This is a genomic window from Kitasatospora sp. NPDC053308 (genome assembly GCF_055585785.1).
The window spans coordinates 141,407-167,835 of sequence record NZ_JBVJJY010000011.1 but is presented as its reverse complement, the minus strand read 5'-3'; the positions used below and the strand labels follow the sequence as shown (position 1 = coordinate 167,835).

Here is a 26,429-nt window from a genome sequence, read left to right as displayed (position 1 = left end):
GGGCGCACCGGGCTCGAATCCGGCCGGTCGCGGAGCGTCCGCAGCGCCGCCGCGGCGGCGCTGCGGTCCGGCAGCGGTGCCGTGGGTGGCCCGGACGGCGGCGGCCGGGCGGGGCGGCGGCCGACGCCTCTCCGTTCGGAGAAAAACAAGCAGGCATGATTGCTTTTTTCTCGGCCCGGTGCCACGCTGCTGCCCGGCGGCGTTCGTTTCGGGGTGCCGCCAACTCACCGGCAGGGGAGGCGCATTGGTGCGCGAGCGCGCGGTACTGCGGGTCGGCAACGCCTCGGGGTTCTACGGGGACCGTTTCGCCGCGGTGCGGGAGATGCTCTCCGGCGGGCCGTTGGACGTGCTGACCGGGGACTACCTGGCCGAGCTGACCATGCTCATCCTGGCGCGGGACCGGCTGAAGGACCCGTCGCGCGGGTACGCCCGGACCTTCCTGCGGCAGATGGAGGAGTGCCTCGGCCTGGCCCGCGACCGCGGGGTGTCGATCGTGGTGAACGCGGGCGGCCTCAACCCGGCCCGGCTGGCGGAGGAGCTGCGCGAGCTGGCCCGGCGGCTGGGGGTGGCGGTGCAGGTCGCGCACGTCGAGGGTGACGACCTGCTGCCGCGGCGGGAGGAACTCGGCCTGCCGCCGGGGTTGTTGGCGGCCAACGCCTACCTCGGCGCGTTCGGCATCGCGTCCTGTCTGCGCGAGGGCGCCGAGGTGGTGGTGACCGGCCGGGTGACGGACGCGGCGCTGGTCGTCGGGCCCGGGATCGCCCACTTCGGGTGGGCGCCGACGGACTTCGACGCCCTGGCCGGGGCGGTCGTCGCCGGGCACGTCCTGGAGTGCGGCGCCCAGGCGACCGGCGGCAACTACGCGTTCTTCCGCGAGCACGACGTGACCCGCCCCGGCTTCCCGCTCGCCGAACTGCACGCGGACGGCTCCAGCGTGATCACCAAGCACCCGGGCACCGGCGGCGCCGTCACCCCCGGCACCGTCACCGCCCAACTCCTGTACGAGACGAGCGGATCGCACTACCTCGGCCCGGACGTCACGGCGCGGCTGGACACCGTCCGGCTCACCGAGGAGGGCCCGGACCGGGTCCGGATCGACGGCGTCCGGGGCGAGGCCCCGCCGTCCACGCTGAAAGTGGGGCTCAACGCGCTCGGCGGCCACCACAACGAGGTGGTCTTCGTCCTCACGGGTCTGGACATCGAGGCCAAGGCGGACCTGGTGCGACGGCAGTTCGCCGAGGCCCTGCCGGCCGCCTCCCGCCCGGCCGAGCTGCGCTGGACGCTGGCCCGCACCGACCACCCGGACGCCCCGACCGAGGAGACCGCCTCCGCGCTGCTCCGGCTGACCGCCCGGGACGCCGACCCGGCCAAGGTCGGCCGCGAACTCGGCAAGGCGGCGGTGGAGCTGGGCCTGGCCGGCTACCCCGGCTTCCACCTCACCGCCCCGCCCGGGCCGGGTGCGCCGTACGGGGTGTTCACCGCCGCGTACGTGGACGCCAAGGCCGTCGAACACACCGCCGTGCTGCCGGACGGCCGCCGGATCGCCGTGCCGCCCGCGCCGGTCAGCGACGGCGCGGCCGACGGTCGCCCCGCCGGCGCCGAACCGCGCAGCACCCGCCCCGCCGGCGCCGAACCGCGCAGCACCCGCCCCGCCGGCGCCGAACCGCGCAGCACCCGCCCCGCCGGCGCCGAACCGCGCAGCACCCGAGGCGCCGGCAGCGAGCCGCCGCTGCCCGAGCCGCTGCCGCCCGGCCCCACCCGCCGCGCCCCGCTCGGCCTGGTGGCCGGCGCCCGCAGCGGTGACAAGGGCGGCGACGCCAACCTCGGGGTCTGGGCCCGTACCGAGGAGGGCTGGCGCTGGCTCGCGCACACCCTCACCGCGCATCGGCTGCGCGAACTCCTGCCCGAGCTGGCGGAGTTGGACGTGACGCGCCGGCTGCTCCCGAACCTGCGCGCGGTGAACTTCACCGTCAGCGGCCTGCTCGGCGAGGGCGTCGCCGCCCGGCACCGCTTCGACCCGCAGGCCAAGGCCCTCGGCGAGTGGCTGCGCTCGCGCCACCTGGACATCCCGACCGCCCTCCTCGACACCCCGGAGACGCCGCTGTGACCGTCCTGCCCACCCGCGTCGACCCGGCCGGGCCGGAGTACGCCGAGCACCGCGCCGCGATGCTCGACAAGCTCGCCGAGCTGGACGCCGAGCACGCCAAGGCGCTGGCCGGCGGCGGCCCCCGGTACGTGGAGCGCCACCGTGAGCGCGGCAAGCTGCTGGCCCGCGAGCGGATCGAGCTGCTGGTCGACCCGGACTCGCCGTTCCTGGAGCTGTCCCCGCTGGCCGCCTGGGGCAGCGACCACCCGGTCGGCGCCGCGTTGGTCACCGGCATCGGGGTGGTCGAGGGCGTCGAATGCGTGATCACCGCCAACGACCCCACCGTGCGCGGCGGCGCCAGCAACCCCTGGACCCTGCGCAAGGCCCTGCGCGCCAACGAGATCGCGCTGCACAACCGCCTCCCGCTGGTGAACCTGGTCGAGTCCGGCGGCGCGGACCTGCCCAGCCAGAAGGAGATCTTCATTCCCGGCGGCGCCCTCTTCCGCGACCTGACCAGGCTGTCCGCCGCCGGGATCCCCACCGTGGCCGTGGTGTTCGGCAACTCGACGGCCGGCGGCGCGTACGTGCCCGGCATGTCCGACCACACCGTGCTGGTCAAGGAGCGCGCCAAGGTGTTCCTCGGCGGGCCTCCGCTGGTCAAGATGGCGACCGGCGAGGAGGCCGACGACGAGTCGCTCGGCGGCGCCGCGATGCACGCCCGCACCTCCGGTCTGGCCGACCACTTCGCGGTGGACGAGGCGGACGCGCTGCGGCTGGCCCGGCGGATCGTCGCCCGGCTGGACCACCGCAAGCCCGGCCCGGCGCCGGACCTGCTCGCCGAGCCGCCCGTGCACGACGAGGAGGAGCTGCTGGGCATCGTCCCCGGCGACCTCAAGGTGCCCTTCGACCCGCGCGAGGTGATCGCCCGGCTGGTCGACGGCTCCGACTTCGACGAGTTCAAGCCGCTCTACGGCGCCAGCCTCTGCACCGGCTGGGCCCGCCTGCACGGCTACCCGATCGGCATCCTGGCCAACGCGCAGGGCGTGCTGTTCAGCCAGGAGTCCCAGAAGGCCGCGCAGTTCATCCAGTTGGCGAACCAGCGGAACACCCCGCTGCTGTTCCTGCACAACACCACCGGCTACATGGTCGGCAAGGACTTCGAGCAGGGCGGCATCATCAAGCACGGCGCGATGATGATCAACGCGGTCGCCAACTCCACCGTCCCGCACCTGTCCGTCCTGATGGGCGCCTCCTACGGGGCCGGCCACTACGGCATGTGCGGCCGGGCGTACGAGCCGCGCTTCCTGTTCTCCTGGCCGAGCGCCAAGTCCGCGGTGATGGGACCGCAGCAGCTCGCCGGGGTGCTGTCGATCGTCGCCCGGCAGTCGGCGGCCGCGAAGGGCCGGCCGTACGACGAGGACGCGGACGCGGCGATCCGGGCGATGGTCGAGCAGCAGATCGAGGCCGAGTCGCTGCCGGTGTTCCTCTCCGGCCGCCTCTACGACGACGGCGTGATCGACCCGCGCGACACCCGCACCGTGCTCGGCCTGTGCCTGTCCGCGATCCACAACGCGCCGGTCGAGGGCGCGCGCGGCTACGGCGTCTTCCGGATGTAGTGAGGGGACCTGACCATGCTCACCAACCTGCTGGTCGCCAACCGCGGCGAGATCGCCCGCCGGGTGTTCCGCACCTGCCGGGCCCTCGGCATCGCGACCACCGCCGTCCACTCCGACCCGGACGCCGACGCCCCGCACGTCCGCGAGGCCGACGCCGCCGTCCGGCTGCCCGGCGCCGCGCCCGCCGACACCTACCTGCGCGGCGACCTGATCGTCCGGGCCGCCCTCGACGCGGGCGCCGACGCCGTCCACCCGGGGTACGGATTCCTCTCCGAGAACGCGGAGTTCGCGCAGGCCGTGCTCGACGCCGGCCTGATCTGGATCGGCCCGCCGCCCGCCGCGATCGCCGCGATGGGCTCCAAGACGGCCGCCAAGCGGCTGATGGCGCAGGCGGGCGTGCCCGTCCTCGACGCCCTGACCGAGCCCACCGAGGCGGACCTGCCGCTCCTGGTCAAGGCGGCGGCCGGCGGCGGCGGACGCGGCATGCGCGTCGTGCGCTCGCTGGCGGAGCTGCCGGGCGAGATCGAAGCCGCGAAGGCCGAGGCGGCCAAGGCCTTCGGCTCCGACGAGGTGTTCTGCGAGCGCTACCTGCCCGCCGGACGCCACGTCGAGGTCCAGCTGATGGCCGACGCGCACGGCACGGTCTGGGCGGTCGGCGACCGCGACTGTTCGCTGCAACGCCGCCACCAGAAGGTGATCGAGGAAGCCCCCGCGCCCGGGATCCCCGACGGCGTACGCACCGCGCTGCACGAGGCGGCCGTCGCCGCCGCCCGCGCGATCGGCTACGTCGGCGCGGGCACCGCCGAGTTCCTCCTCTCCGAGGACGGCCGCTTCCACTTCCTGGAGATGAACACCCGCCTCCAGGTCGAACACCCGGTCACCGAAGCCGTCACCGGACTCGACCTCGTCGCACTCCAACTCGCCGTCGCCGAGGGCGAGAAGCTCGCCGCCACACCCCCGCCCACGGACGGCTGCGCGATCGAGGCCCGCCTGTACGCCGAGGACCCGGCGCACGACCACCGCCCCGCCACCGGCATCCTGCACCACTTCGAAATCACCGTCCCGCACGAGGAGTTCACCGGTCCTCTCCGTCTCGACTCCGGAGTCGAGAACGGCAGCACCATCACCCCGCACTACGACGCCATGCTCGCCAAGGTGACCGCCTGGGCCCCGACCCGCACCGCCGCCGCCCGCCGGCTCGCCGACGCCGTCGCCCGAGCCCGGCTCCACGGACCCACCACCAACCGGGAGTTGCTCGTCCGCGCGCTGCGCCACCCGGCCTTCCTGGCCGGGCGGCTGCACACCGGCTTCCTGGCCGAGCACGCGGCAGACCTCACCGCACCGGACGACAAGGGCGCCGCCCGGGCCGCCCTGGCCGCCGCCCTCGCCGACGCCGCCGCCCGGCGCACCGCGCTCCCCTCGGGCTGGCGCAACCTGCCCTCCCAGCCGCAGCTGAAGCGCTACCGGGCCGACGGCGGCGCCCAGTTCGAGGTCCGCTACCGCCTCACCCGGGACGGCCTGCGGACCGAGGACCATCCGGGCGTCGAGCTGGTCGAGGCCGCACCCGACCGGGTGGTGCTGCGCGAGGACGGGCTGCGACGCGCCTACCTGGTCACCCGCCACGGCGACCGGGTGTACGTCGACACCCCGGCCGGCGGCACCGCGCTCACCGCCCTCCCGCGCTTCCCCGACCCGACGGCGCGCACCGACCCCGGTGCGCTGCTCGCCCCGATGCCCGGCACCGTCCTGCGTACCACCGCCGCCGTCGGGGACACCGTCACCGCCGGCCTGCCGCTGCTGGTACTGGAGGCGATGAAGATGGAGCACCGCGTCACCGCCCCCGCCGACGGCGTACTCGTCGAACTCCGCGTCACCCCGGGCCAGCAGGTCGAACTCGGCACCCTGCTCGCCGTCGTCACGTCCCCCCACGAGGCCCAGGAGCGGGTCTGACGATTCCGCCGGGTGCGGCGAACCGTCAGACACGCCCCAGGAAGGACCCGCATGTCCGCCATCGGCAGTCAGCTCCTCGAAACCCCCGAACGCCGTGACCTACGCCGGGCCGTCGGCGACCTGGGCCGCCGCTACGGCTCCGGCTACTACCTCGCCAAGGCCCGGGCCGGCGAGCCCGCCGAGGAACTGTGGGCGGAGGCCGGCAAGGCCGGCTACCTCGGCGTCAACCTGCCCGCCGAGTACGGCGGAGGAGGCGGCGGCATATCCGACCTCGCCATCGTCCTGGAGGAACTCGGCGCGGCCGGCTGCCCGTTGCTGCTGCTGATCGTCTCCCCGGCGATCTGCGGCACGGTGATCGCCCGCTACGGCACCGCCGAGCAGAAGCGGCGCTGGCTGCCCGGGCTCGCCGACGGCAGCCGCAGGATGGCCTTCGGCATCACCGAGCCGGACGCCGGCTCCAACTCGCACCGGATCTCCACCGTCGCCCGCCGCGACGGCGAGGACTGGCTGCTCACCGGCCGCAAGGTGTTCGTCTCCGGCATCGACCACTCGGACGACGTGCTGTTCGTGGCGCGCACGGAGGACGCACGCACCGGCAGGCTCAAGCCCTGCCTGTTCGTCGTCCCGCGCGAGACCCCCGGCTTCGAGTACCGGGCGATCCCGATGGAACTCGTCGCCCCCGAGAAGCAGTTCCAGGTCTTCCTGGACGACGTCCGGCTGCCCGCGGACGCCCTGGTCGGCGACGAGGACGCGGGCTTGCTGCAGCTGTTCGCGGGGCTCAACCCGGAGCGCATCCTCACCGCCGCCTTCTCGCTCGGCCTGGCCCGCCAGGCCCTCGGCAAGGCCGTCGAGTACGCGAAGACCCGCACCGTCTGGTCCACCCCGATCGGCGCCCACCAGGGTCTGGCCCACCCGCTCGCGCAGTGCGCGGTGGAGATCGAGCTGGCCCGGCTGATGACCCAGAAGGCCGGTCTGCTCTACGACGCGGGCGAGGACGTCGCCGCCGGGGAGGCCGCCAACATGGCCAAGTACGCGGCCGGCGAGGCCGCCGCCCGGACCGTGGACCAGGCCGTGCAGACCCTGGGTGGCAACGGCCTCACCCAGGAGTACGGGCTGGGCGCGCTGCTGGCCGCCACCCGGGTCGGCCGGGTCGCCCCGGTCAGCCGCGAGATGGTGCTCAACTACGTCGCCCAGCACACCCTGGGCCTGCCGAAGTCGTACTGAACCGCCGCGCCGTCCCGACGGCGGCCCGGCAGACCGGCAGACCGGTCCTGCCAAGGCCCGGCGGCGCAGCGGCCCGTGGCGGCCCGGACGTGCCGAGGCGCCGCGACGCAGCGGCCCGGCGGTTCAGCGGCTCGCCGAGAGGTGGGCGAACACCACGGTGTTGGACTCGTACCCGGTCTTCCGGTCGAACTTCCCGCCGCAGGTGATGAGCCGCAGCTCCGCGCGGTCGGCACTGCCGCCGTACACCAGCGCGTCGGGGAAGTCCTGCTTCGGGAACACCCGGACGGCGTCGACGGTGAACACGGCGGTGTGCCGGTCCTTGCGGACCACCTCGACGGTGTCGCCCGGGCGCAGCAGGCCGAGCCGGTAGAAGACCGCCGGCCCGCTGCGGTTGTCCGCGTGCCCGACGACGATCGCCGTCCCGCCGGCGCCGGGCGCGGTGCCGTCCCGGTACCAGCCCGTCAGGTTGCGCTGCTCCATCGGCGGGGTGGCCAACTGCTGCGCGGCGGTGAGGCCGAGGCCGGTCACCGGGGCGTCGACCCTGATCGCGGGGATCCGGATCCGGGTCGGCACCGAGGCCGGCAGCGGCGGCGCGGCGGGCACCGGGGGCGGTGGGGGCGGGGTGGCGGGTGCCGACCCGGCGGCCGGTGAGCCGGCCGGCGTGGAGGGGACGGGCGGCAGCGGCGGCCCGTGCCGGCCGGCGGCGCCGTCGTGGACCAGCCAGGTGCCGCACGCCGCGAGCACCAGCGCGGCGACCCCGGCCCGCCAGAGGGCGGGGCCGGGGCCGCCGCGGGGCGCGCGGGCGGGACGGTCAGGATTCGGCATTGGGTCCGGGACGGCGGCGCATGGCGCGGACGGCCAGTCCGCCGGCACCGACGACCAGGGCGACGCCGCCGACCACCTCGGCGGCGTTCGCCCCGGAGGTGCCGCCGCCACCGGTGCCCACACCGCCGTGCGGGCCGCCGGTCGGGGTGTGGGTGGGGGAGTGGCCGGGGGAGGACGAGGGCGAGGCGCTCGGGGACGAGGACGGCGAGGAGGAGGGTGACGAGGACGGGGAGGAGGACGGGGACGGTGAGGGCGAGGAGGTGGCGCAGGAGACGTCGAAGACCTTCTGCTTCGCGTTGCCGTTCTCGCCGACGAACGTCCATTCGAGCTTGTAGTGCCCGTCCGGCAGGCTGTAGGTCTGGGTGCTGCCGGTGCCGTTGGTCAGCACGATCGACCCGGCCAGGACCAGCGCGTTGCCGGTCGGCGGCTGCTGCGAGATGGTCCAGTTCACCAGCTGGACGGTGTCGAAGTTGAAGGCGTCCAGGTAGAACCGGCAGACCTTGGGCTCGTCGCGGGTGTCGGCCACCGGAGTGGTGTCGTTGTGGATCTTGACGTCGCCGTTGTCGCCCGGCGCGGCCAGTGCGGCCGGGGCCGCGCCGAGGGTGAGTGCGAGCGCGGCGCCCGCCGCGGCGAGCAGCCGGCGGACCGGGGGAAGGGGAGGGGAGGTGGTGCGCACGGTGGGGTGCTCCATGGTCCGGGGCCGCTCCCGGGGGCGGGCGGCCGTGGTGCAACACCGTCCGGTCAGGCGCCCCCCGGAGCAACCGCGCCACGCGAGTCCCGCCCCCGGTTCCCCACAATGGCCCAGCCTCACCCCGCACTGTCCGTATGCTCCTGAACGCGCCCGCGCAGGTTTTGTTGCCGCGTCAACTTCCTTACTGGAGGCTTACCTTGGTGTTCCGTAGCGACTTCCCGGACGTCCCCGTGGTCGACCTGCCGATCCATGACGCGGTCCTCGGCGCCGCGGCCCGGTACGGGGACCGGCCCGCCCTGATCGACGGCCTCACCGGGGAGCGGGTCAGCTACGCGCAGCTCGCCGACGCGGTCGAACGGGTCGCCGCCGCCCTGGCCGGGTCGGGCGTGCGCCGGGGCGACGTGGTCGCCCTGTTCAGCCCCAACTCGACCGCCTACCCGATGGCCTACTACGGCGCCACCCGGGCCGGCGCCACGGTGACCACCGTCTCCTCGCTCGCCACGCCCACCGAACTCGCCGGCCAGCTGCGCGACAGCGGCGCCCGCCGGCTGGTCACCGTCTCCCCCTTCCTGCCGACCGCCCGCGCGGCCGCCGACCTGCTGGCCGAGCAGGACCACCCGCTGACCGAGATCGTCGTCCTGGACGGCGCCGACGGCCACCGCTCGCTCGCCGACCTGCTGGCCGTGCCCGGCCCCGCCCCGGAGATCGCCTTCGACCCGGGCGAGGACGTCGCCGTGCTGCCGTACTCCAGCGGCACCACCGGCCTGCCCAAGGGCGTCATGCTCACCCACCGCTCGATCGCCACCAACCTCGCCCAGTGCGACGCCCTCTACCGCCCCGCCGTGGGTGAGCGGGTGCTCGCCGTGCTGCCGTTCTTCCACATCTACGGCCTCGCGGCGCTGCTCAACCAGCCGCTGCGCTGCGGCGCCACCGTGGTCGTGCTGCCCCGCTTCGACCTGGAGCAGTTCTGCCGCGCCATCGAGGAGCACCGGGTGCAGGCCCTGGTGGTGGCCCCGCCGATCGCCCTCGCGCTGGCCAAGCACCCGGTCGTGGACCGCTTCGACCTCTCCTCCGTCGAGTACCTGCTGTGCGCCGCCGCCCCGCTGGACCGCGAGCTCGCCACCGCCTGCGCCCGCCGCCTCGGCCTGCCGCACCTGCTCCAGGGCTACGGCATGACCGAGCTCTCCCCGGTCACCCATGTGGTCTCGCCCCGGGAGAGCGAACCCTCGCTCGGCAGCGTCGGCCGGATGGTCCCCTCCACCGAGCTGCGGATCGTCGCCCTGGACGGCACCGACGGCGACCTCGGCGCCGGCGAGCGCGGTGAACTGCTGATCCGCGGCCCCCAGGTGATGAAGGGCTACCTCGGCCGCCCCGGCGAGACCGCCGCCGTGATCGACGCCGAGGGCTGGCTGCACACCGGTGACGTCGGCTACGTGGACGACCGCGGGTACCTGCACATCGTCGACCGGGTCAAGGAACTGATCAAGTACAAGGGGTACCAGGTCGCCCCCGCCGAACTGGAGGCCGTGCTGCTCGGCCATCCGCAGATCGCCGACGCCGCCGTGATCGGCGTCCGGGACGCCGAGGGCAACGAGTGCCCCAAGGCCTTCGTGGTCCGCGCCGAGGACAGCGGGCTGACCGCCGAGGAGGTCATCGGGTACGTCGCGGCGCTGGTCGCCCCGTACAAGAAGGTGCGCGCGGTGGAGTTCGTGGACGCCGTCCCCAAGTCCGCGGCCGGCAAGATCCTCCGCCGCGAGCTGCGCGCCCGCGAGGCCGAACGGGCCGCCGTCCGGTAGGACGTCTCCCGGTCGGGCCGGGCCGTGCCGGGTCGTGCCGGGCCGGGCCCCCGGCCGCCGGAGGCCGCCGCCCGTCTGTGAGGATCGACCCGCCGCGCCCCCACCGGAACAGGAGCCGCCCACCGCCATGACCAGCCACACCGCCGCCCGCACCCCCCAGCAGGACCGCAGCCGCGCGACCAGGGCCCGGCTGCTCGCGGCGGCCGTGGACTGCCTGGCCGAACTCGGCTGGCACGGCTCCACCGTCACCGTCGTCGCCGAGCGGGCCGGCGTCTCCCGCGGCGCGGCCCAGCACCACTTCCCGACCCGCGAGGACCTCTTCACCGCGGCCGTCGAGCACGTCACCGCCGAGCGGCTGGCAGCCGTCCGCGCCCACGCGGACGAGCTGCCGACCGCCGGCCCCGACCGCACCCGCGCCGTGGTCGACATGATCGTCCGCCTCTACACCGGCCCCCTCTTCCGCGCCGCCCTGCACCTGTGGACCGCCGCCGCCACCGAGCAGGCACTGCGCGAGCGGATCATCGCGCTGGAGGGCCACGTCGGCCGGGAGGCCCACCGGGCCGCGGTGGAGTTCCTGGACGCCGACGAGAGCCGCCCCGGCGTGCGCGAATCCGTGCAGGCCACGCTGGACCTCGCCCGCGGCCTCGGCCTGGCCAACCTGCTCACCGACGACAGCCTCCGACGATCCGGAGTGATCCGGCAGTGGGCGGGCGTTCTGGAGAGTACGCTGCGCCCGGTACGCCCATGACGCCCGGACACCCCGAGCGGCCGGACAACCCCTGACCAAGGGGTCGCCGGGCGACCGATGTCCGTGCAGTCTGGAGAAGAACCCCGGCCGGCACGGACCGCGAGGCCCACCCGGCCGGGCACGAGCCGAACCGGGGTGCTGCCTGATCATGCACGGACACGAGTGGGACGCGACCGCCGCCGACCCGGCACCGGGCGGCGACGCGGCACGTCCCGAGGGGGCACGTCCCGAAGGCGCCCGCGGCGGCGGGCCGGACACCGACGACACACGCACCGAGGGCCACCGGGTCGTCCCGCTCGCCACGGCGCTGCTCCAGGGCGACGGCCTGATCCTGCACTGGAGCGAGGACGCCGAGGCCCTGCTCGGCTACACCACCGAGGAAGCCGTCGGCAGCTACGCCGCCCAGCTGCTCACCGACGGCGGCGACCGCGCCGAGGTGCTCGCGCTGTTCGAACGGATCATGGGCGGCTCCGGCTGGTCCGGCGTCTTCCCGGTCCGCCACCGCGACGGCCACAAGGTCGACCTGGAGTTCCGCGCCTACCCGATAGCCGGCCCGGCGGGCACCCTGCTGCTGCTCGCCACGGCCTCCGACACCCGCGCCCTGCACGCCGTCGAAGCCGACCTCGCGGTGCTGGACGGCATCTTCGGCCGCTCCCCGATCGGCATGGCCGTCTACGACACCGACCTGCGCTTCGTCCGGATCAACGAGGCGCTCGCCCGGATGAACGGCGTCCCGGTCGCCGCCCACCTCGGCCGCCGGATATCGGCGGTCCTGCCCGGCATCAACACCGCCGAGATCGAGCAGACCATGCGGCAGGTGCTGAGGACCGGCAAGCCCGTCGTGGACGCCCGCTCGCACGGCCGCGTCCCCGGGGACCCCAAGCGGGACCGCGCCTGGTCCGCCTCCTACTTCCGCCTCGAGGACTCCACCGGCCGGGTGTTCGGCGTCTGCTCCTCGATCATCGACGTCACCGAGCGCTTCCAGGCCGAGGCCCGCGCCGCCCGGGCCCAGGAGCGTCTCTCCACCATCGCCGAGGCCACCGCCCGGATCGGCACCACCCTCGACCTCCAGCGCACCGCCGAGGAACTGATCGAGGCCGTCGTCCCCCGGTTCGCCGACTTCGCCACCGTCGACCTGCTGGAGCCGGTGCTGCGCGGCGCCGAACCCACTCCGATCCCCGCCGACCGGGCCGTCACCCTGCGCGCCGTCGCCGTCGGGGAGTCCTACGAGACGGGCCTCGCGAGCGCCGTCGACGTCGTCGGCGAGACCTCCGAGTACGCCCCCGACCGCAGCTACACCCAGTGCCTGCGCAGCGGGAGGCCGCTGCTGCGGGCCCAGGTGGACGAAGAGGTGCTGCGCGGGCTGGTCTCCAGCGACGACCGGGTGGCCCCCGGGATGGCGGCGGGCATCCACTCGTACCTGATGGTGCCGATCACCGCCCGGGGCATGGTGCTCGGCGGCTCCGAGTTCATCCGGATGCGCAACCCCGAGCCCTTCACCGCCGCCGACGTCGCCCTCGCGGAGGAGCTGGTCGCCCGCACCGCCCTGGCACTCGACAACGCCCGGCTCTACCGCCGCGAGCGGGAGACCGCGCTCACCCTCCAGCGCAGCCTGCTGCCGCAGGAGGTGCACCGCACCCTCGGCCTGGAGATCGCCTACCGCTACCTGCCCAGCAGCGTGGTCAGCGAGGTCGGCGGAGACTGGTTCGACGTGGTCCCGCTGTCCTGCGGGCGGGTCGCCCTGGTGGTCGGCGACGTGATGGGCCACGGCATCCGGGCCGCCGCCACGATGGGCCAGCTGCGCACCGTCGCCCGGACCCTCGCCACCCTCGACATGCCGCCCGAGCAGGTCCTCACCCGGCTGGACGAGACCGCCTCGGGAATCGGCGAGGGCCAGTTCGCCACCTGCATCTGCGCGGTCTACGACCCGCTGGAGCGCACCGTCCAGGTCGCCGCGGCCGGGCACCTGCCGCCGGTGCGGGTCGCCCCCGACGGCACCGCCGAGAAGGTCGACGTGCCGCCGGGCGTGCCGCTGGGCGTGGGCGGGGTGGCCTTCGAGTCGATCGAGTTCAGCATCCCCGAGGGCGGCATGGTCGCGCTCTACACCGACGGCCTGGTGGAGCGGCGCGGCCAGGACCTGGACGCCGGGATCGACCTGCTCGCCCGCACCCTGGCCGGCCCCGGCCGGACCCTGGAGGAGAGCTGTGACGCGGTGCTCGCGGCGCTGGTCACCGACGGCACCGAGGACGACATCGCGATGATCATGGCCCGGGTGCTGCCGCTGCCCGCCGACCGGATCGCCACCCTCCCGCTCAGCGGCGGCGGCCGGCTGCCCGGCAAGGCCCGTCGCTTCACCCGCGCCACGCTGGAGGCCTGGGGCCTCGCGGCGCTCACCGACTACGCCGAACTGCTCGTCAGCGAGCTGGTCACGAACGCCCTGCTGCACGCCGATGCCCCGCGCCGGCTGCGGCTGTTCCGCGACCGGGTGCTCACCGTCGAGGTCTCCGACGCCGGCGGCCAGACCCCGCAGCTGCGCCCCTTCGCCGAGCAGGACGAGGGCGGGCGCGGGATGTTCCTGGTCAGTGAGCTGGCCCAGCGCTGGGGCAGCCGGCTCACCCGGGACGGCAAGGTGGTCTGGGCCGAGCTGGAGCTGCCCTTCGGAACGAAGTAGCGGCGCCGAACACGGCGGAACGGCCGTTCTCCTCAGGAGAACGGCCGTTCCGTAGGGCACCGCCGGGCGCTGCCGGAGGACCGGTCAGACGCGGGCCTTCTCCGGGCCCGCGGCCTCCTCCGGGATCGGGGCGGGCGCCTCGGTGGCCCCGACCGGCTCCCCGGAGGCCGAGGCCGGCCCGGACAGCCCGCGCAGCAGCCGCCAGGCCATCACGGCCGCGCCGACCAGCAGCGCGGCGGCCAGCAGCCCGGCGCTGTTCATGCCGCCGACGAAGACCTGCTTCGCGCTTGCCAGCAACGGCTGCGCCACATCGGAGGGCAGCCCCTGGGCGGTCTCGACCGCTGAGCCCAGCGACTCGCCGGCCCGGGCAGCGGCGGCCGGGTCCGTCCCGGCCGGGACGACCAGCCCGTTGGCGTAGATCGAGCCGACCACCGAGCCGACCAGGGCGATGCCCAGTGCGGTGCCCAGCTCGTACGCCGTCTCGGAGACGGCCGAGGCGGCCCCCGCCTTGTCGGCGGGCGCGGCGCCGAGCACCAGGTCGGCGCCGAGCGTGTAGACCACGCCCTCGGCGGTGCCGACCAGCAGGAAGGAGGCGGCGAGCAGCAGGTAGGTGGTGTCCTGCTCCAACCAGCCGAGCGCGCCGACGCCCAGTCCCATCGCCAGCAGACAGGCGGTCAGCGCCCTCCGGGCCCCGAACCGCCGGGCCACCCGGGCGGTCAGCAGGCCGCCGACCACCGAGCCCGCGAACGCCGGCAGCTCGGCCAGGCCGGCCTGGAGCGGCTGGTAGCCGCGCACCAGCTGCAGGTACTGCGAGACCACGAAGATCACGCCGGAGAGGCCGACCAGGGAGATCAGCGAGGCCGAGACGGCCGCCGTGAAGCGCCGGTCGCGGAACAGCCGGACGTCGAGCAGCGGGGTCTCCAGCCGCAGCTGGCGGCGGACGAAGACGGCCAGCGCGGCGGCGCCCAGCACGAAGGCGACCGGCACGTCCCAGCGGGCCACGCCGTGCGCGGCGGCCTCCTTGACCGCGTACACCACGCCGATCACCCCGGCCATCGACAGCGCGACGCTCAGCACGTCCCAGCGGCCCGGCTTCGGGTCCTTGGACTCCGGCAGCAGCCAGAGGCCGAAGCCCAGCAGCAGGAGCAGCACCGGGATGTTCATCAGGAACACCGACCCCCACCAGAAGTGCTCCAGCAGCGCCCCGCCGACCACCGGCCCGAGCGCGGCGCCGGCGGTGGCGGCCGCGCCCCAGATGCCGATCGCGGTGGCCCGCTCCCGGTCGTCCGGGAAGAGGCTGCGGATCAGTGACAGCGTGGACGGCATGATCGTCGCCCCGGCGACGCCGAGCAGCGCGCGGGCCAGGATCAGCCAGCCGGCGCTCGGCGCGTAGGCGGCCAGCAGCGAGGCGGCGCCGAAGGCGGTGGCACCGGCCAGCAGCAGCCGCTTGCGGCCGATCCGGTCGCTCAGCGCGCCCATGCTGACCAGTAGGCCGGCCAGGACGAAGGAGTAGGAGTCGCCGATCCAGAGCAGCTGGGTGCCGCTGGGGCGCAGCGTCTCGCTGATCGACGGGATGGCGAGGGAGAGGACGGTCGCGTCCAGCGCGACCACGGTGACGGCCAGGACGAGGACGGCGAGGCCGGTCCAGCGCTGGCGGGCGGTCAGGGGCGAGTTCATGGCGTATCGGTGTCCGGTCTGCGGTCCGAAGTGCGGGGGGTGGTGGGGTCCGGGGTGGCGGTGACCGGTCTGCGCAGGGCGCCGCCGAGGAAGAGTTCGGTGAGCGAGAAGGCGGCGTCGCGCGGGGCGAGGCGGCCGTCCTGGATGGCCCAGCCGACGCCGGCCACCAGGTCGAAGAAGGCCTCGCTGAGCCAGGCGGCGCTCAGCTCGATCCGGAACGCGCCCTGCTGCTGACCGCGCAGGAAGAGCGCGTGCAACCGGGCGATCTGGAGCTCCCAGAGGTCGTTGATGTCGTCGTGCTCGTAGAGCTGGTTCTCGCCGGCCAGGAAGGCGCAGAGCATGGCGTCCGGCACCGAGGCGTGCACCAGGCGGCGCAGCGCGGCCTCGGCGTCGCCCTCCTCGACCCCGGCGGTGTCCAGTGCGGCGGCGAAGCGGCGCAGGCCGAGCAGGCCGACCTCGCGGATCAGCGCCTCGCGCCCCGGGAAGAGCCGGTGCAGGGTCGCGCGGCTGATGCCGGCGGCGCGCGCGATCTCGTCCAGGTGGGCGGTCGGGCGGCGGGAGAGTACGCCGACGGCGGCTTCGAGGACGGTGTCGCGGTCAGTGGCCATGAATCGAGTGTAGTTCATATGAGACATGGATGTCTCAAAATAAAATCTCAGGTCTCATGGGCCGCTGGTGGCGCGGCTTTCGGGCCGCAAAAAACCGGGGACGGCGGGTGCCGTCCCCGGTCGGGGATGCCGGTGCGCCCCGGGGGCGCCGCGGCTCAGCTCTGGTTGTAGAAGCCGGTGTCGTCGATCGGGCGGTCGATCACCGTGACCTCGACGTCGGAGGGGGTGAGCAGGAAGACCCGGCGGGCGATCCGCTCGATGCCGCCCCGGGTGCCGAAGATCAGCCCGGAGGCGAAGTCGACCATGCGCTTGGCCTCGGCCTCCTCCATCTCGGTGAGGTCCATGACCACCGGGATGCTCGCCCTGATGTGCTCACCGACCGTGCGCGCCGCCTCGAAGCCCGTCGGCCGCAGGGAGACGATCTTCGCGGGCGCGGCGACGGAGGGCACCGTCTCCTGATCCACCCACTCGTCGTCGTACACCGCGGCCGGGTAGTTCCCCGAGGGCATCAGCCACCCGTTGTGGTGCTCGTCGCGAAGTGCTCCCATGCCGCGCCTCCCTGCCTCGTCCCGTCTGGTCCCCCGGAGGTGCGTGTCGTGTTTTGACACGTCATCCACTCGTCGGAACTGTCCGAGTATCGCACTGTTCACCGGTCCCGTGCCCGCTCGCGACCCCCGTACGAGTCGTGCCGCGCCGGAAACCCGGGCGGACCCGGGCAAAGAGAGCAGACGCCGCGGGCGGTCGTACGGTTGCGCGCGTAGACCATATCGGTAGCGGTCACCGGTTAATTGACCTTCTGTCAACAATGCGAGAACGATTTCGCACGGCGGCTCACTCGCCGGTCGAACCGTCCACCGATTCGCGCAGGAGATCGGCGTGGCCGTTGTGTCGCGCGTACTCCTCGACCATGTGGGCGAGGATCCAGCGGAGCGTCACTTCCTCACCGCGGCGCAGCCGCTTGCCGACGGTGTCCAGGGGCAGGCCGGCCGCGGCGCTGCGGGCGGCGTCGACCTCGGCGCGCCAGGTGGCGAAGTCGGCCGCGACGTCCGCGGTGTCCACGTGGTCGAAGTCGCCGTCCGGATCGGCCTCGGTCCAGTAGTGGCCGGCGATCTCCGCGCCGAGCAGGACGCTCTGGAACCAGTACCGCTCCACCTCGGCCATGTGCCGGACGAGGCCGAGCAGCGAGAGGTTGGACGGCGGGACGGCGCGCCGGCGCAGCTGGTCGTCGGTCAGTCCCTCGCACTTCCGCGCGAGGGTGCTGCGGTGGTAGTCGAGGAAGGCGGTGAGGGTGGCGGCCTCGTCGGCGGCCATGGGCGGGTCGATCCGCGGGGTGGAGTCGGTCATGACGGCCATCCTGGCGTCGGGCGCCGCGCCCGCGCGAACGATTTGTTCGCGCATCCGCCTGTCCGTCTGTCCGTTCGGTCGGATGGTCGGGTCGGGTCGGGGCGGGGCGGACGGCCCGGCCGGTCAGGCGGCCGTCGCCCGGCGGCGGGCCCGGGCCGTCCGCAGCAGCCCGGCCAGGCTGCCCAGCCCCAGCAGCGCGAGCAGGCCCGCGGACAGCAGGAAGGCAGCCGAGCCGGGGCGGCCCGCGCTGGCCACCGCCGTGACGTACACCGCCGTGGTCGGCACCGCGCCGACCGCGGTGGCCAGGACGAAGGGCACGAAGCGCGTCCCGGAGAAGGCGGCGCCGTAGTTGATCGCCTGGAACGGCACCCCGGGCAGTAGCCGCAGCACCAGCACGCTCCGGAACCCCTGCTCGGTGAACCGCCGGTCCAGGGCGCCGAGCACCTTGCCCTTGAGGTACGGGCGCAGCGCGTCCCGCCCGAGCCCCCGGCCGAGGCCGAAGGCGAGGGCGGCGCCCAGCGTGGTGCCGAGCAGCGCCATCGCGACGCCCTGCTGGACACCGAGCAGCAGCCCGGCCGCCGCGTTCAGGGCCGGCCGGGGCACGAAGGCCACCGTCCCCACCGCGTAGACCAGGGCGAACAGCGGCCCGAACCAGTACCCGGGCACCCGCTCGGCGAGCCCGCCCGACAGCAGCTGGGTCGGGCTCCACAGCAGCAGCGACCCGGCCGCCGCGCCGAGCACCACGATCAGCAGGGCAGGCCGCCACCAGGGCGAACGCGGCGTGGTGGGCGGGGCGGGGGTGGCTTCGGGCTGGGGCACCGCCCGAGCCTAACCGGCGTGGCGGGCCGCCCGGGCCCCGGCCCGGTGTCGTCGCAGGGCCGGGGCTCCCGGGGTCACCGCCACGGCGGGTCGTAGCGCCAGTACTGGTTGGTCGCCGACTGGGTCGGCTGCCACTGGATGACCGGGGCGCCGTCGGCGGTGCTGCCGCCGGAGACGTCGAGGAAGAGCTGACTGGCGGCGTTCTGCAGGTAGAAGGTGGCCGTTCGGGGCAGGATGACCATCTGCCACTGCTGGTTCGCCCCGCCGTCGCACTCCCACTGGTCGGCCTGGGTGCCCCAGGTGGTGCTGAACCCGGGGATCTCCAGGCACTTGCCGCTGTGGGCGTTGACGAGCCGGCCGTCGGCGCCCCGGATCCACTGCTGGTTGGCGCCGCCGGTGCAGCTCCACATCCGCACGGGGGCGCTGTCGTCGGTGCGCCAGTCGGCGACCTCCAGGCACTTGCCGGAGAAGCCCACGATCACCCGCGGCGTGTCCTCGGTGCCCGGCGCGCTCCCCTCCGCGACGGCCGGGGTGGCCGCCGCGAGCGCGAGGGCGCCGACGGCGGCGAGCGCGCCGACGGCGGTTCGGAGGCGGGTTCGGTCGGGTGCGGCGGTCATGTGTTCCCCCCTGGGACGTGGTCATGGAGTGTCGGCCGGCGCCGAGCGGATGCCCGGCGGCGCCGACGAAGGGACGGGCGGTTCAGCGCGGCCCGGCGGGCGAGCCCGGCAGGCATCGCCGGGAGCTCGGGGCCGCGACGGCGTGTCCGACGATCGGGAGCCCGAAGGGGTTGTACGGGCGCGCCCCGGTACGGGACGCATGCTCGGGAACGGCCCCGCCCGCCGGAAGGCCGGGTGCGAGCGGGCGGGGAGTCGGCCGGGCGGTTCACCGAGGCCCTGCGGCGGTCTTCCGGCTCGTCGTCCGGGAGGACGAGCCGCCGGCCCGGGCGGTCGCCGCCGGGGCCGGGGACGTGCCCGCGAGGATTCCCGTCACAGCGTGGAGAGGTCCTTGCCGGGCGTGCGGTCCGCCTCCCGGTCGGTCGGGTGCTCGCCGGAGGAGTCCCGCTCGGCCCGCCGCAACGCGCCGGCGCCCAGCAGCAGGGCGAGGGCGAGGGCGGTGACCAGTCCGAAGGAGACGGTCAGCGAGGTGGCCTGGGCGAGGGCGCCGATCACCGCGGGGGCGACCAGGCCGGAGGTGTAGGTGACGGTGGCGACGCCCGCGATGGCCTGGCTGGGGTTGGGGCCGATCCGGCCGGCGGCGGCGAAGGCGAGCGGGACGACGACGGCGATGCCGATGCCGATCAGCGCGAAGCCGGGGATGGCCAGCGCGGGGCGGTCGGCGGCGACCACCAGCAGGCCGCCCGCGGTGGCGACGGCGCCGCTGGCCCGGGTGGCGCGGACGGCGCCGAGGCGGCGGATCACGGCGTCCCCGGCGAGGCGGCTGACCGCCATGGTGAGCGAGAAGGCGGTGTACGAGGCGGCGGCGACGGTGGCCGAGGACCCGGTGACGTCCCGCAGGTAGACGCCGCTCCAGTCCATCGAGGCGCCCTCGGCGAAGACGGCGCAGAAGCCGACCAGCCCGATCACCAGCGAGCTGCGTGGCGGCAGCGCGAACCGCGGCGGCTCCTCCGCGCCCTCCTGCGCCCGCAGCTCGGGCAGGCCGCGGCAGACCGCCTGGCCGAGGATGAGCAGGACCAGGGAGGTGACGGCCAGCTGCAGCCGGGCGTCGAGGTCGAGGTGGGCGGCGAGGATGCCGAAGCCGGAGGCCAGCAGCCCGCCGGCGCTCCACATGCCGTGCAGGCCGGACATGATCGACCGGCCGAGCCGTTCCTCGATCTCCACGCCCTGCGCGTTCATCGCGACGTCCGCCGTGCCGGCCGTGGCCCCGAACAGCAGGAGCGCGGCGCAGAGCACCGGCAGCGAGGGGGCGAGCGCGGGCAGGGCGAGGGCCAGGCACCAGAGCGCGAGCAGGACGCGTACCGCCGCACGCCCGCCGTAGCGGTGCACGAAGCGGCCGGCCAGCGGCATGGCGAGGGAGGAGCCGACGGCGGGCATGACCAGGGCCAGGCCGAGTTGCCCGGCGGAGAGGTCCAGGCGGTCCTGGATCCACGGGATGCGGGTGACGAAGCTGCCGCTGACGGCGCCGTGCACGGCGAAGACCAGGGCGATGCCCGCCCGGGCCCGGCGCGGGGCGGTCAGGGGTTCCGGCGGCGGTGCGGTCGTGCGGGTCATCGGTGGTCCCCTCCCGGGCGGGTGGTGCGGTCGGGCCGCTCGGCCGGACGGTTCGATAAACTATCAGGAAGGGACCCTGATAGAAACACTCTGAAAGGATGACCGGTCATGACCACCGTGCGTACGGCCACGCCGAGCACCGCCCGGGCGATCAACGACCGGCTGGCGCTCAACCTCCTGCTCGAACAGGGCCCCCTGACCGCGACCGAGCTCCGCGACCTCACCGGCCTGTCCCGGCCGACCGTCGCCGACCTGCTCGAACGCCTCCAGCGCACCGGGCTGGTGGCCGTCGTCGGGGAACGCGGCGAGCAGCGGCGCGGCCCCAACGCCCGGGTCTACGCGCTGGTCGCCTCCCGCGCGCACATCGCCGCCTTCGACGTCCGCTCCGGCGGCGTCAGCCTCGTCGTCGCCGACCTGGCCGGACACGCCCTCGCCACCGCCGAGGTCCCGGTCCAGGGCGACGGCGGACCGGACACCGCGGCGGCGATCACCGCCACCCTGCTGGAGACCGCGCGCGGCGCCGGCGTCGAGCGGCTGCACACCGTCGCGGTCGGCGCCCCCGGCCTCGTCGACCCCGGCACCGGGCGGCTGCAGAGCACCGGCAACCTCCCCGGCTGGCACGCCGAACTCCTCGCCGCCCTCCGGGAGCTGCCCGGCACCGAGGTGATCCTGGAGAACGAGGTCAACCTGGCCGGCCGCGCCGAGCACCGGGTCGGCGCGGTCCGCGACCGGGACACCTTCGTGCTGATGTGGCTCGGCCACAGCGTCGGCGCCGCCGTCATGCTGGACGGGCGGCTGCGCCGCGGCTCCTCCGGCGGCACCGGGGAGATCTGCTTCCTGCCCGTCCCCGGCACCGTCGGGCTGCCCCGCGCCGACAGCTGCGAGGGCGGCTTCCACGACCTCGTCGGCAGCGCGGCGATCTGCGCGCTCGCCCGCGAGCACGGGCTGTCCGCCGACCCGGCCGGGGACGCACCCGCCGCCGAAGCCGTCGTGCGCACGGCGGTGGCGACGGCCGACGGGCAGGGCGAGGAGGGCCGCGCGGCCGGCCGCTTCCTGGACGAGCTGGCCGAGCGGATCGCGATCGGCGCGGCGAGCGTCTGCGTCGTGCTCGACCCCGGCTGCGTAGTGCTCGGCGGGGAGATCGGCCGGGCCGGCGGCCCCGAACTGGCCGGCCGGGTGGAGCGTCGGCTGGCCCGGCTCTCCCCGCTCAGCACCGAGGTGCGGGCCGGCACGGCGGGCGGCGGCGCGGTGCTCGCCGGGGCGGTGCTCACCGCCGGCGACGCCGTCCGCCGGGACCTCTTCGGCGAGCCGTAGACGCGGAGCCGTGGACCGCGAGGCGTGGACCGCGAGGCGTTGGCCTTGCGCCGTTGGCCTCGCGTCGAGCCGTCGAGCCGTCGAGCCGTCGAGCCGTCGAGCCGTCGACCTTGCTCCGGGCCCGAGCCGTTAGGCCCCGAGCTGTCGACCGCGAGCCGCGAGCCGCGAGCCGCGAGCCGTGAGCCGTGGGCCGTCGCCGCCGAGCCGTCGACCTCCGGCGGCCCGCGCGTTCCGGTCGCCGCCGCCCGTACGGCAGGATGTCGGTGGGAAGATCCGACCCGACCCGTCGTCCCCCCCCGATCCCCTCGAACCACCGTCAGGAGTCGCTCATGGGCCAGCCCGAGGTGCCGGTCAACCCGTACCGCATCGGTGAGGCCGCGGCGCTGCTCGGCGTCAGCGCCGACACCATGCGGCGCTGGGTGGACGCGGGGCGGCTCGCCGCCGCCCGAGACGAGCACGGGCACCGGATCATCCCCGGCGCCGAGCTCGCCGCCTTCGCCCGCGAGCTGGCCCGGCCGGAGAACGCCGAGGCCGAGGGCCGTCCGTCCTCGGCCCGCAACCGCTTCCCCGGGATCGTCACCGACGTGGTGCTCGGCGACGTGGCCGCGCAGGTGGAGATCCAGGCCGGGCCGTTCCGGGTGGTGTCGCTGATCAGCCGGGAGTCGGCGGAGGAGCTCGACCTCGTCCCCGGCGCGCCCGCCACGGCGGTCATCAAGTCGACCAATGTGATGGTCGAGCGGCGCTGACCGCCCACGGCGGCTGGTGCGCCGCCGACGTCCCACCGACGAGTGCCGGAACCGAACGGAATCGAACGGAAGCGAACGAGAGGCCCGGATGCCACCCCCGCACCTGCCGACCGGCCAGGGCGCCGTGCTCGCCGTCGAGGACGTCGAGGACGTCGCGCGGCGGCACGGCCGGACCCTCCGCGCCCGGCACGGCATCGGCACCGACCGGACCTCCGCCGGACCGGCCGAGGCGGGCGGCGGCCACGACGCCGTCCCGCCCGAGGCGCTGCCGGCGTTCGACGGCGGCTCGGCGGTCGGCCTCCGGCTGTTCATCCACGACGAGGCCGCGGTGACCGTCGAGGGCATCGTCTTCGACGTCGACCGCGACCGCCGCCGCGGCCCCCTGGGCGCCGTCCGGTCCGACCCGGTGCCCGTCAAGACGCGCACCTCCCCGCCGTCCACCACGCTGATCGCCACCGTCCCCGGGGAGCCGAGCCACCGCGAGGGCATCGGCGCGCACGACCTCACCCCCTGGCTCGCGGAGAGGATCCGATGAACACCCACCGCAGCCCCCGCGTGCAGGCCGTCGCCCACCGCGGCGACCCCTACCGGTACCGCGAGAACACCCTGGCCTCCGTCGAGTCCGCGCTCGCCGCCGGAGCCGACGCCGTCGAGGTCGACGTCCGGCTCACCCGGGACGGGGTGCCCGTCCTGCTGCACGACCGCACCCTGGATCGGCTCTGGGGCGACCCCCGGTCGATCGACCGGGTCACCGCCGAGCAACTGGACGAACTGCGGCAGGGGCACCTGGGCATCCCCACCCTCGCCGAGGCGATCAAGGCCGTCACCGGCCGGTCCGACGCCGCCGAGGACCGCCGCCTGCTGATCGACCTGGACGACCCCGGGCCGGCCGCGGCCACCTGGTCCGTGGTCACCGGACTCGGCGCCGAGCGGCACGTCGCCTTCTGCGGCCCCGTCGCCGCGATGCTCGCCGTACGCGAACTGACCCCGGACGCCGAGATCGCCCTCACCTGGAAGCAGCCCCGGCTGCCCGTCCCCGCCCTGCTGGCCGACCTGCGCCCGCGCTACCTCAACCCGCCGTTCGGCCTGGTCACCCCCGAGTTCACCGCCGCCGCGGCGGACGCCGGCCTCGCCGTCTCCACCTGGACCGCCGACCTGCGCCGCACCATGCGCAGGCTGCGGGACACCGGAGTCGCCTCCATCACCACCAACCGGATCGGCGTGCTGCGCTCGGTGCTGGACGGCCGCCGGTGACCGAGCACGGGCCCGTCCTCACCGCCAGGGCGCTCGGCCGCGCCCTGCTGGCCCGTCAACACCTGCTCGCCCGCACCGACCTGACGCCCGCCGCGATGATCCACCACCTCGGCGGCCTCCAGGCCCAGGCCGCACCCCAGCCGCCCTACCTCGGACTGCTCGCCCGCCTCGACGGCTTCACCCCCGAGCCGCTGAGCGCACTGATCGAGCGGCGGGAGGCCGTCCGGATCGCCCTCCACCGGGGCACCATCCACCTCGTCACCGCCGAGGACTGCCTGACGCTGCGCCCGCTGCTCCAGCCCCTCCTGGACCAGCAGCTGCGCACCACCTACGGCACACGGCTCGACGGGCTGGACCTGGACGCGCTCGCCGCCGAAGCCCGCGCACGCGTCGAGGAGGAGCCGCGCACCTTCCAGCAGCTCGGTGCGCTGCTCGCCGCCACCCGCCCGGGGCGCGACCCGGCCGCGCTCGCCCAGGCGGCCCGCTGCCGACTGGCGCTGGTCCAGGTGCCGCCGCGCGGCCTGTGGGGGCGCGGCGGCCCGGCCGCCCACACCACCGCCGAGGCCTGGCTCGGCCGCCCGCTCGACCCGGCACCCGCCCCGGACGACCTGGTCCTGCGCTACCTCGCCGCCTTCGGCCCGGCCACCGCGGCCGACGCCCAGAAGTGGTGCGGGCTCAGCCGGCTCGCCCCGGTGCTGAAGCGGCTCGCGCCCCGGCTGCTCACCTTCCGGGACGACCGGGGCCGACTGCTGTACGACCTGCCGGAGGCGCCCCGGCCGGACCCGGAGACCCCGGCGCCGGTGCGGCTGGTCGCGCCCTTCGACAACCTGCTGCTCTCGCACGCCGACCGCACCCGGGTGCTGCCCGAGGAGTACCGGAGGCGGGTGATGACCCAGAACGGGATCGTGCTGGGCAGCCTGCTGGTGGACGGCCTGGTCGCCGGGAGCTGGCGGCTGACGGGCGAGCAGGAGGTCGTCGTCCAGCCGTTCACGGCGCTGCGGCGGGCCGACCGGCAGGCGGCGGAGGCCGAGGCTCAGCGGGTGCTGGCCTTCGCGGGCGGGAGCGGCCCCCGGGGCGGGACGGTCCGGATCGAGGCGGCGTCGTAGCGGGACGGTGACGGCACCGGGCGGCGTCGTAGCGGGGCGGTGACGGCACCGGGCGGTGACGGCACGGGGCGGCACAACGGGCGGACCGTCACGTTCTCTGCTGAGATGGGGCGGTTCGGACTCGACGACGAGCTCGCCGGAGGTGGCCGTGTCCGTGGAACGACCGCCCGACCGCCGCCCGCCGTACCTGATGCTGCCGCCCGCGGTGCGGCGGGCGGCGGCCTGGTCGGCGGCGGTGATCCTGCTGATCGCCGTCGCCTCGATGGTGGTCTTCGCCCTGGTCGAGCTGCGGGCCGCGACCGTGCCGTTCCTGCTCGCGCTGCTCGGCGCCTCGCTGCTCCAGCCGGTGGTGCCCTGGCTGGTCGGGCGCGGCCTCAGCCGGGGCCTCGCCGCCGGGCTGACCTGCACCGTCCTGGTGGTGGCGGTCGGCGCCGTGATCGCCCTGCTGGTCAACTCCCTGGTGCACAGCGCCCCGCAGATCGCCGAGGCGCTGCCCGCGGCCGGTCGGCGGCTGGAGGAGTGGCTGGGCCCGCTCGGGAAGAAGATCCAGCACGCCCTCGCCAACGCCAAGGGCGAGACCAACTCCTTCGTCTCCACCCTCACGAACGGTGTGCTCTCCGGGCTCGGCCTGCTCACCCAGGTGATCACCGGCGGGGTGCTGGCCCTCGCCCTGGTGTTCTTCTTCCTCCGCGACGGCCACCGCACGGGCGACGCCATCCGGTCCTACCTGCCCGGTCGCGGCGCCGACACCGTCATCGCCTGCGCCGAGCGGGCTTTCGAGGCGATGGCCGGCTTCATGCGCGGCACCACCCTGATCGCCCTGATCGACTCGGCCTTCATCACCATCGGTCTGCTCGCCCTCGGCGTTCCCGGTGCGCCCGGTCTCGGCGCCCTGGTCTTCATGGGGGCCTACATCCCCTTCGTCGGGGCCTTCCTGTCCGGGGCGGTGGCCGTCCTGGTCGCGCTCGCCGACGGCGGCCTCGGCACGGCCCTCTGGGCGCTCGGCGTGGTGCTCGCCGTGCAGATGATCGAGGGCAACATCCTCCAGCCCGTCATCCAGAGCCGCACCGTCGAACTCCACCCGGCCACCATCATGGTCGCCGTGGTGGCCGGCTCCGGCATCGCCGGCATCATCGGCGCCCTGCTCGCCGTGCCGGTCTGCGCGGCGGCGGCCGGCGTGGTCTCCGTCCTGCGCGGCCTCCCCGGGGGAACGGCGGAGGCGGCCGAGTAGGGCCATCGTGCCGACGTCCCGGCGGCCCCACCTGCGCCGCCGCGGTCGGTGGGTGCCCCCTCTGGCGCCCTGTGATGCGCGCCCCCGCGGCAGCGCGCTGATCCGACGTGAAGGGCCGGAGACGCCTGAGGGCCATCGTGCCGCGTCCCGCGGGCGCCGCCTGCGCCGCCGCGGTCGGTGGGTGCCCCCTCTGGCGCCCTGTGATGCGCGCACCCCACGGCAGCGCGCTGATCCCGCGTGAAGGGCCGGAGACGCCTGAGGGCCACCGTGCCGACGTCCCGGCGGCCCCGCCTGCGCCGCCGCGGTCGGTGGGTGCCCCCTCTGGCGCCCTGTGATGCGCGCACCCCACGGCAGCGCGCTGATCCGACGTGAAGGGCCGGAGACGCCTGAGGGCCATCGTGGCGGCGTTCCGCCGCGGTCGGCGGGACCCGGTACCGGGTTGTCCCCGCGGCGGATGTGTGCGAGGATCCCTAATGCGACATGAGTCGCGATAGT

The 26,429-nt window shown here is 75.2% G+C and carries 22 protein-coding genes; 13 read left to right on the top strand and 9 right to left on the bottom strand.

Annotated features, from left to right (window positions below):
• Positions 1-247: 247 nt before the first annotated feature.
• The 4 genes from ACZ6Y7_RS24290 to ACZ6Y7_RS24275 are packed head-to-tail and all read left to right on the top strand — an operon-like array spanning position 248 to position 6,876.
• Positions 248-2,107: an acyclic terpene utilization AtuA family protein gene (locus ACZ6Y7_RS24290; protein ID WP_465760034.1), complete on the top strand. Its 1,860-nt coding sequence runs from the start codon at positions 248-250 to the stop codon at positions 2,105-2,107.
• Entirely contained in the window at positions 2,104-3,702 is a 1,599-nt protein-coding gene (locus tag ACZ6Y7_RS24285) for an acyl-CoA carboxylase subunit beta (protein ID WP_465760033.1), read from the top strand. The genes ACZ6Y7_RS24290 and ACZ6Y7_RS24285 overlap by 4 nt, the downstream gene beginning before the upstream one ends.
• 15 nt (positions 3,703-3,717) lie before the next feature.
• Positions 3,718-5,652 carry an acetyl/propionyl/methylcrotonyl-CoA carboxylase subunit alpha gene (locus ACZ6Y7_RS24280; protein WP_465760032.1) on the top strand — a complete coding sequence of 645 codons (1,935 nt, stop codon included), beginning with the start codon at positions 3,718-3,720 and terminating at the stop codon, positions 5,650-5,652.
• Between the two features lie 51 nt (positions 5,653-5,703).
• Positions 5,704-6,876 carry an acyl-CoA dehydrogenase family protein gene (locus tag ACZ6Y7_RS24275; RefSeq protein ID WP_465760031.1) on the top strand — a complete coding sequence of 391 codons (1,173 nt, stop codon included), beginning with the start codon at positions 5,704-5,706 and terminating at the stop codon, positions 6,874-6,876.
• Between the two features lie 123 nt (positions 6,877-6,999).
• On the opposite strand, the gene ACZ6Y7_RS24270 is transcribed toward ACZ6Y7_RS24275, so the two are convergent.
• Together ACZ6Y7_RS24270 and ACZ6Y7_RS24265 are read right to left on the bottom strand one after the other, a co-directional pair.
• Positions 7,000-7,701 carry a class F sortase gene (locus ACZ6Y7_RS24270; RefSeq protein WP_465760030.1) on the bottom strand — a complete coding sequence of 234 codons (702 nt, stop codon included), beginning with the start codon at positions 7,699-7,701 and terminating at the stop codon, positions 7,000-7,002.
• Positions 7,688-8,392 carry a hypothetical protein gene (locus ACZ6Y7_RS24265; RefSeq protein WP_465760029.1) on the bottom strand — a complete coding sequence of 235 codons (705 nt, stop codon included), beginning with the start codon at positions 8,390-8,392 and terminating at the stop codon, positions 7,688-7,690. The genes ACZ6Y7_RS24270 and ACZ6Y7_RS24265 overlap by 14 nt, the downstream gene beginning before the upstream one ends.
• Positions 8,393-8,589: 197 nt before the next feature.
• On the opposite strand from ACZ6Y7_RS24265, the gene ACZ6Y7_RS24260 reads away from it, so the two are divergent.
• The 3 genes from ACZ6Y7_RS24260 (at position 8,590) to ACZ6Y7_RS24250 (ending at position 13,607) form a co-directional block, all read left to right on the top strand.
• Positions 8,590-10,188 carry a 4-coumarate--CoA ligase family protein gene (locus ACZ6Y7_RS24260; RefSeq protein WP_465760028.1) on the top strand — a complete coding sequence of 533 codons (1,599 nt, stop codon included), beginning with the start codon at positions 8,590-8,592 and terminating at the stop codon, positions 10,186-10,188.
• A 127-nt stretch (positions 10,189-10,315) separates the two neighbouring features.
• Positions 10,316-10,936, top strand: coding sequence for a TetR/AcrR family transcriptional regulator (locus tag ACZ6Y7_RS24255; protein ID WP_465760027.1), 621 nt, complete (start codon positions 10,316-10,318; stop codon positions 10,934-10,936).
• A 148-nt stretch (positions 10,937-11,084) separates the two neighbouring features.
• Positions 11,085-13,607, top strand: a complete 2,523-nt coding sequence (locus ACZ6Y7_RS24250) for a SpoIIE family protein phosphatase (RefSeq protein ID WP_465760026.1) — start codon at positions 11,085-11,087, stop codon at positions 13,605-13,607.
• An 84-nt stretch (positions 13,608-13,691) separates the two neighbouring features.
• Here the strand turns inward: ACZ6Y7_RS24250 and ACZ6Y7_RS24245 are convergent, their stop codons facing one another.
• From ACZ6Y7_RS24245 to ACZ6Y7_RS24215, 7 genes are all read right to left on the bottom strand, one after another.
• The gene (locus ACZ6Y7_RS24245) at positions 13,692-15,284 is read right to left on the bottom strand and encodes an MFS transporter (protein WP_465760025.1); all 1,593 of its coding nucleotides are present in this window, start codon (positions 15,282-15,284) and stop codon (positions 13,692-13,694) included.
• Complete coding sequence (locus ACZ6Y7_RS24240; protein WP_465760024.1) at positions 15,281-15,892, bottom strand: TetR/AcrR family transcriptional regulator; 612 nt, start codon at positions 15,890-15,892, stop codon at positions 15,281-15,283. Before ACZ6Y7_RS24240 ends, ACZ6Y7_RS24245 begins: the two co-directional genes overlap by 4 nt.
• 155 nt (positions 15,893-16,047) lie before the next feature.
• Positions 16,048-16,440: a cell division protein SepF gene (locus tag ACZ6Y7_RS24235; protein ID WP_402213680.1), complete on the bottom strand. Its 393-nt coding sequence runs from the start codon at positions 16,438-16,440 to the stop codon at positions 16,048-16,050.
• Between the two features lie 283 nt (positions 16,441-16,723).
• Positions 16,724-17,236 (bottom strand): DinB family protein, encoded by a 513-nt coding sequence (locus ACZ6Y7_RS24230; RefSeq protein ID WP_465760023.1) that lies wholly within the window; start codon positions 17,234-17,236, stop codon positions 16,724-16,726.
• A gap of 123 nt (positions 17,237-17,359) precedes the next feature.
• Positions 17,360-18,055, bottom strand: a complete 696-nt coding sequence (locus ACZ6Y7_RS24225) for a TVP38/TMEM64 family protein (RefSeq protein ID WP_465760022.1) — start codon at positions 18,053-18,055, stop codon at positions 17,360-17,362.
• Positions 18,056-18,129: 74 nt separating this feature from the next.
• Positions 18,130-18,672 (bottom strand): RICIN domain-containing protein, encoded by a 543-nt coding sequence (locus ACZ6Y7_RS24220; protein ID WP_465760021.1) that lies wholly within the window; start codon positions 18,670-18,672, stop codon positions 18,130-18,132.
• A 369-nt stretch (positions 18,673-19,041) separates the two neighbouring features.
• Positions 19,042-20,283 (bottom strand): MFS transporter, encoded by a 1,242-nt coding sequence (locus ACZ6Y7_RS24215; RefSeq protein ID WP_465760020.1) that lies wholly within the window; start codon positions 20,281-20,283, stop codon positions 19,042-19,044.
• Positions 20,284-20,391: 108 nt separating this feature from the next.
• Between ACZ6Y7_RS24215 and ACZ6Y7_RS24210 the strand changes: the two genes are divergently transcribed.
• From ACZ6Y7_RS24210 to ACZ6Y7_RS24185, 6 genes are all read left to right on the top strand, one after another.
• On the top strand, positions 20,392-21,597 hold the full coding sequence (locus ACZ6Y7_RS24210) for an ROK family transcriptional regulator (protein WP_465760019.1): 1,206 nt from the start codon (positions 20,392-20,394) through the stop codon (positions 21,595-21,597).
• A 329-nt stretch (positions 21,598-21,926) separates the two neighbouring features.
• Positions 21,927-22,343, top strand: coding sequence for a TOBE domain-containing protein (locus ACZ6Y7_RS24205; protein WP_465760018.1), 417 nt, complete (start codon positions 21,927-21,929; stop codon positions 22,341-22,343).
• Between the two features lie 88 nt (positions 22,344-22,431).
• Positions 22,432-22,878, top strand: coding sequence for a hypothetical protein (locus tag ACZ6Y7_RS24200; RefSeq protein WP_465760017.1), 447 nt, complete (start codon positions 22,432-22,434; stop codon positions 22,876-22,878).
• Complete coding sequence (locus tag ACZ6Y7_RS24195) at positions 22,875-23,597, top strand: glycerophosphodiester phosphodiesterase (protein WP_465760016.1); 723 nt, start codon at positions 22,875-22,877, stop codon at positions 23,595-23,597. Before ACZ6Y7_RS24200 ends, ACZ6Y7_RS24195 begins: the two co-directional genes overlap by 4 nt.
• Positions 23,594-24,703, top strand: coding sequence for a winged helix DNA-binding domain-containing protein (locus ACZ6Y7_RS24190; RefSeq protein WP_465760015.1), 1,110 nt, complete (start codon positions 23,594-23,596; stop codon positions 24,701-24,703). Before ACZ6Y7_RS24195 ends, ACZ6Y7_RS24190 begins: the two co-directional genes overlap by 4 nt.
• Positions 24,704-24,857: 154 nt before the next feature.
• The gene (locus ACZ6Y7_RS24185) at positions 24,858-25,934 is read left to right on the top strand and encodes an AI-2E family transporter (RefSeq protein ID WP_465760014.1); all 1,077 of its coding nucleotides are present in this window, start codon (positions 24,858-24,860) and stop codon (positions 25,932-25,934) included.
• Positions 25,935-26,429: the final 495 nt, after the last annotated feature.

Bases quoted from the DNA above. Each gene is read 5' to 3' on its own strand.
- ACZ6Y7_RS24265 (WP_465760029.1), bottom strand. From the start codon at position 8,392: ATGGAGCACCCCACCGTGCGCACCACCTCCCCTCCCCTTCCCCCGGTC.
- ACZ6Y7_RS24230 (WP_465760023.1), bottom strand. From the start codon at position 17,236: ATGACCGACTCCACCCCGCGGATCGACCCGCCCATGGCCGCCGACGAG.
- ACZ6Y7_RS24280 (WP_465760032.1), top strand. From the start codon at position 3,718: ATGCTCACCAACCTGCTGGTCGCCAACCGCGGCGAGATCGCCCGCCGG.
- ACZ6Y7_RS24250 (WP_465760026.1), top strand. From the start codon at position 11,085: ATGCACGGACACGAGTGGGACGCGACCGCCGCCGACCCGGCACCGGGC.
- ACZ6Y7_RS24215 (WP_465760020.1), bottom strand. From the start codon at position 20,283: ATGACCCGCACGACCGCACCGCCGCCGGAACCCCTGACCGCCCCGCGC.
- ACZ6Y7_RS24220 (WP_465760021.1), bottom strand. From the start codon at position 18,672: ATGACCGCCGCACCCGACCGAACCCGCCTCCGAACCGCCGTCGGCGCG.
- ACZ6Y7_RS24195 (WP_465760016.1), top strand. From the start codon at position 22,875: ATGAACACCCACCGCAGCCCCCGCGTGCAGGCCGTCGCCCACCGCGGC.
- ACZ6Y7_RS24255 (WP_465760027.1), top strand. From the start codon at position 10,316: ATGACCAGCCACACCGCCGCCCGCACCCCCCAGCAGGACCGCAGCCGC.
- ACZ6Y7_RS24275 (WP_465760031.1), top strand. From the start codon at position 5,704: ATGTCCGCCATCGGCAGTCAGCTCCTCGAAACCCCCGAACGCCGTGAC.
- ACZ6Y7_RS24200 (WP_465760017.1), top strand. From the start codon at position 22,432: ATGCCACCCCCGCACCTGCCGACCGGCCAGGGCGCCGTGCTCGCCGTC.
- ACZ6Y7_RS24270 (WP_465760030.1), bottom strand. From the start codon at position 7,701: ATGCCGAATCCTGACCGTCCCGCCCGCGCGCCCCGCGGCGGCCCCGGC.
- ACZ6Y7_RS24235 (WP_402213680.1), bottom strand. From the start codon at position 16,440: ATGGGAGCACTTCGCGACGAGCACCACAACGGGTGGCTGATGCCCTCG.
- ACZ6Y7_RS24240 (WP_465760024.1), bottom strand. From the start codon at position 15,892: ATGGCCACTGACCGCGACACCGTCCTCGAAGCCGCCGTCGGCGTACTC.
- ACZ6Y7_RS24210 (WP_465760019.1), top strand. From the start codon at position 20,392: ATGACCACCGTGCGTACGGCCACGCCGAGCACCGCCCGGGCGATCAAC.
- ACZ6Y7_RS24205 (WP_465760018.1), top strand. From the start codon at position 21,927: ATGGGCCAGCCCGAGGTGCCGGTCAACCCGTACCGCATCGGTGAGGCC.
- ACZ6Y7_RS24245 (WP_465760025.1), bottom strand. From the start codon at position 15,284: ATGAACTCGCCCCTGACCGCCCGCCAGCGCTGGACCGGCCTCGCCGTC.